Origin of the sequence: Marinomonas transparens (assembly GCF_016463975.1) — a bacterium.
Taxonomy (GTDB): domain Bacteria; phylum Pseudomonadota; class Gammaproteobacteria; order Pseudomonadales; family Marinomonadaceae; genus Marinomonas; species Marinomonas transparens.
Genome location: NZ_JAEMNX010000056.1, coordinates 1 through 4,683 on the forward strand (window position 1 = coordinate 1; position 4,683 = coordinate 4,683).

4 protein-coding genes are annotated in these 4,683 nt (G+C 41.6%); 1 reads left to right on the top strand and 3 read right to left on the bottom strand.

Translation table 11 applies throughout. The features are described 5' to 3' along the window. The first annotated feature begins 580 nt into the window (after positions 1–580). Positions 581–1,999: a tryptophanase gene (locus tag I8J31_RS20565; protein WP_199470458.1), complete on the top strand. Its 1,419-nt coding sequence runs from the start codon at positions 581–583 to the stop codon at positions 1,997–1,999. 310 nt (positions 2,000–2,309) lie between these two features. Here the strand turns inward: I8J31_RS20565 and I8J31_RS20570 are convergent, their stop codons facing one another. The 3 genes from I8J31_RS20570 to I8J31_RS20580 form a co-directional block, all read right to left on the bottom strand. Beyond that, positions 2,310–2,774, bottom strand: a complete 465-nt coding sequence (locus I8J31_RS20570; protein WP_199470459.1) for a hypothetical protein — start codon at positions 2,772–2,774, stop codon at positions 2,310–2,312. A 416-nt stretch (positions 2,775–3,190) separates the two neighbouring features. Continuing rightward, on the bottom strand, positions 3,191–3,760 hold the full coding sequence (locus I8J31_RS20575; RefSeq protein ID WP_199470460.1) for a hypothetical protein: 570 nt from the start codon (positions 3,758–3,760) through the stop codon (positions 3,191–3,193). 385 nt (positions 3,761–4,145) lie between these two features. Then, complete coding sequence (locus I8J31_RS20580; protein WP_199470461.1) at positions 4,146–4,514, bottom strand: hypothetical protein; 369 nt, start codon at positions 4,512–4,514, stop codon at positions 4,146–4,148. Positions 4,515–4,683: the final 169 nt, after the last annotated feature.

Below are 4,683 nucleotides of genomic sequence, written 5' to 3' on the forward strand. Positions count from 1 at the left end.
TGATACTTAATAAAATGCCTCTAGAAAAGAGCTCAATCCCATTAAAATCAAAGGATACAGTCGATAGACGCTTCTCTGTCGCACCCATGATGGATCGGGCGAATGGTATAAAAAACTATTAAATTTCAATAAATTAAACCTTCCAAAAAAACTTTTAGCATTTTTTTAGCACTTTCCTTTTTAAACCAGCCATAAAATGGGCCTCTTTGGTCAAAAAATAGCTTAACCACCGTTCACTTCTGACGACCCAAAACCAGACATTATGTTCCTTCGTGATGCATCAAACGAGCACGTTAGCAGAACATTAAACCGCCTCCCCACTACATAGTAATTTTCAAAATACAAAACCCACCTGATTGGGTGGGCTTTGGTTTTGTTGCTTGAAGCGTTACCGCTTAGAAATCGGCGAAAATCAACGACTCTAACCCTTGAATCTTGTTCTTTTAGCATCAGTTGTTTATATTGGTTATTCATCTTTGAACGACACTAATGGACTGTGTGTGTGAGCTCGAAGCCTATAGACAACTGACTTTCTTATTACTAAATGTATCGGTTATTTCTGAGATCAAAGGATAAACTCATGAGACGTATACCCGAACCCTTTCGCATTAAAATGGTTGAACCCATTAAAATGACGACCTTCGAAGATCGTAAAACCGCTCTAGAAGAAGCTGGTTTTAACCCATTTTCACTTAAAAGCGAAGACGTTTACATTGACCTATTAACCGACTCAGGTACTGGCGCGATGAGCGCTAACCAATGGGCTGGGTTAATGATTGGTGATGAAGCCTATGCGGGCAGCCGTAGTTTCATTAAATTGCAAGAATCTGTTCGTACTCTATTTCGGTATCAGCACGTTATTCCCGTACACCAAGGCCGCGGGGCAGAACAAATTCTTTTTCCTACCTTAGTTGAACGATTAAAGAAAAAGCATAAAACCTCTTCTCCCAATAGTGACTTCAAACCTGTTTTTATTTCCAATTATCACTTTGATACCACCACTGCACATGTTGAAATAAGCGGTGCAAAAGCCATTAATACACTGACACCAGAAGCGACAGACACCGCAACCTGGTACGACTTCAAAGGTAACTTTGATTTAGACATGCTGGCTGCAAACATTCAAGAAAACGGCGCAGAAAATGTGGCAGGTGTGATAATCACCATCACCTGTAACTCTGCTGGTGGGCAACCCGTTGCGATGGCAAATATTAAAGCAGCGGCAAAACTTGCAACAGACAATGGCATCCCTGTCATTATCGATGCCGCACGTTTCGCAGAAAATGCCTGGTTTATTAAGCAACGAGAAGAAGGTTATGCGGACATCGCCATTGGCGATATTATCCGTGAAATGTTTGCTTGCGCTGATATGTTTACGATGTCCGCCAAAAAAGATCCCATGGTCAATATGGGCGGTCTATGCTGTTTTCGTGAAGATGAAGAACTCTTTAAAGCCGCTCAAGTACTTTGTGTACCAATGGAAGGCTTTGTCACCTACGGTGGTTTAAACGGCCGTGATATGGAAGCTTTAAATGTGGGACTTTGGGAATGTGCCGATGAAGATTTCTTAAAATACCGTATCGGCCAAGTAGAATATTTAGGTGAGCGTTTACGCGAGGCCGGCATACCCATTCAGTACCCTACCGGTGGCCATGCCGTTTTTGTAGACGCAAGCATTCTTCTACCACACATTCCACCAGAGCAATTCCCAGCACACGCATTAACTAACGAACTTTACTTAGAAAGTGGCGTACGTGGTGTTGAAATTGGCTCTTTGTTGCTAGGACGTGATCCGGCCACCGGCACTCAAAAACGATCACCTTTTGAGCTACTGCGTTTAACAATCCCGCGTCGTGTATATACTAACGACCATATGGACTATATCGCCGATAGTTTAATCGCCATTTGCGATCGAGCGTCTAAAATAAAAGGCTTAAGCTTTGAATATGAACCAACAGTGTTACGCCACTTCACTGCACGTTTAAAACCCATAGCATAATTAAAGATAAGCTGTGTGGCTTTTTTGAGGTTGTCGATGCTGTCGTTGACTCTGTCTGCTTGCCTGAATTAAAGAGCTAGTTGGGCGATTTGTTGTTGTCGTTGGACGGCTTTGATCATGCGGACGAGTTCGAGGTTGGGGACGACGGGAAAATAGCAGAGCAACCACCAAAACCCTTGTTATTACTGGGTTTGAGAGGTGGTTGTTCTACTTTAATTTTACTCTGACCCCAAACTCCAAATGAACAGAGCAACCACCAAAACCCTTGATATGACTAGGTTTTAAAGGTGGTTGTCCTGTTAAGCTTTTGTTAATCACTTTTTTGACGCCAAACATAACTATCCCCACCCGTGCTATCTAAGCTATGAGTGACTTCAAGTATTTTGGAGCAACCGTTGCACTTACATTCATACTTAACTGACTCGCCAATTACCTCTGAGGACTCTAATATATCAACGAAGCCATCATCACTTTGATTAAAGATGTCAGCTTCTAAATACTTAAACCCAACGCAATAGCATTTATGAACGTTAAGGTCACTCAAATATTTATTTAAATAATCCATAAGCCCCAATATGCTTTGCCTACCTTCACCTGCTGGCCAAACTTCGGGGAGCGATAACTTCTTGAATGACTCTATATACCTACATAGCGCTTTCAATACCTCTATATCCGTTATACTCATTATCTCATAGGCTTTAATTTTTTCAGGCTCAATCTTAAGTTCATCAAGCCTAACGTCTTTAAGAGTTTCTATGAGTTTATTCGTATCCATGATTTTTTCTTATAATACTAAAATGTTATTAGCGTGCATGCGCGTTTAAAGGTTCATTGATACTAAAAGACTTTATCGTTTCCTACCAGCCCAAACAACAACTAAAGCCCACGTCGGTGGGCTTTGTTTTTACTGCTTGAAGCGTTGACGCTTAGAAGTCGGCGAAATTGCGTTGTGTGGCTTTTTTGAGTTTGTCGATGCTGTCATTGGCCCAGTCGGCTTGCCTGAATTAAAGAGCTGAGTTGGGCGATTGGTTGTTGTCGTTGGGCGGCTTTGGTGAGGCGGACGAGTTCGAGGTTGGGGGCGGCGAGGAGATAGCAGAGCAACCACCAAAAACCTTGGTATGACTGGGTTTGAGAGGTGGTTGTCCTGTTAAGCTTAGGCTCGACGACTTTGCCCCCTTGAATCATTAACTCTTAAATTCGACTACAATGACCATCATATGTTTTGTCACCTAATATCTGCTCATATGTAAACATATTTGAAGTAGACGCCTTAATAGAGAGTGTAATTGACTCGTCTTGAGCATTCGGTTTAGACAATATTTTATAAAGCCTCTTGTCGGTCAACCTTACACTTTCTTCTTGTTTTTCCTCTTTAACCTTTTCCCATAATGGCGAGTTCTTAAATTCCTTATGCAATATTTCTCCTTGTGTCAAAAAGAGATAAGTTATTTTGTTATCATCAAGCACCCAAGAACCCGTTAAATAACGGCTATAAGAGAAAAGTGTATGCTCAGGATCGTTCATGATTGGATAATAAATATCTGATAAATTGGTAAAAACACCATCGCGCTTAATATGCATGCGGTCAAAAGACCTAAGATCCTGAGCTGGATAAGTAGTCAAACACCCCCATTCCCCAATTAACTGCTCGCTCGTCATATTCTCAGTCTTTTCAACCTTAGCATTCGTTTGTTGCTTCGTCGTCGAACACCCTGAGATCATAGCTGCCCCAATTGCAGCCAATAAAAAAGCGTTTCTCATACTTTCCTCCGTGATAATAAATTCACAAAATCTTAATTAGAAATTAACGATAAAAATTCAGCTTACTTAAGCTGTTAGTCTCAACTTATCTTTTTACCTCAATAAAAACAACAACTAAAGCCCACCTAAGCAGGCTTTAGTTGTTTGTCGCTTAGAAGTCGGCGAAGGTGCGTTGTGTGGCTTTTTTGAGTTGGTCGATGCTTTCGTTGACCCTGTCGGCTTGCCTGAATTAAAGAACTAGTTGGGCGATTGGTTGTTGTCGTTGGACGGCTTTGATGAGGCGGACGAGTTCGAGGTTGGGGACGGCGGGGAAATAGCAGAGCGACCACCAAAACCCTTGATATGACTGGGTTTTAAAGGTGGGTGGCCTGTTAAGCTATGCTTGTTATACACGATTACACCAATAGTCATAGTTAAAGGTGTCTGGATTGCGAATAAGATTCCTTGATTCGCTCGCCCACTTACGAACTTCGATATTCTCCATATTTTCCGCTTGGCTAAGTAAGCCTTCTATCTCGGTATTTCGCTCATCGTCATTACGGTCGAAAATCATATCTCCAGTAATCATATATAAACAGCCAAGCATTACCTTTTGATTTGGGCAATCAGGATCGCTAGCTAACTCTAAAACAAGATCTTCATATCCTGAATTTGCAACGGAAAGATTCCAATCTTGATCGGGAATTGAGTCGGTAACCGAATAAGCCCAGTTTCTTAATTCTTCTTTAGTGTAATTCCACGGGTCAATATTCATAGTGTATAACATTTTAATAGTGCGCATGCGCGTTTAAATATTCATTGATACTAAAAGACTTTGTCGTTTCCTGCCAGCCTAAACAACAAGTAAAGCCCACTTTTGTGGGCTTTGGTTTTGTTGCTTGGAGCGTTGTCGCTTAGAAGTCGGCGAAGGTGCGTTGTGTGGC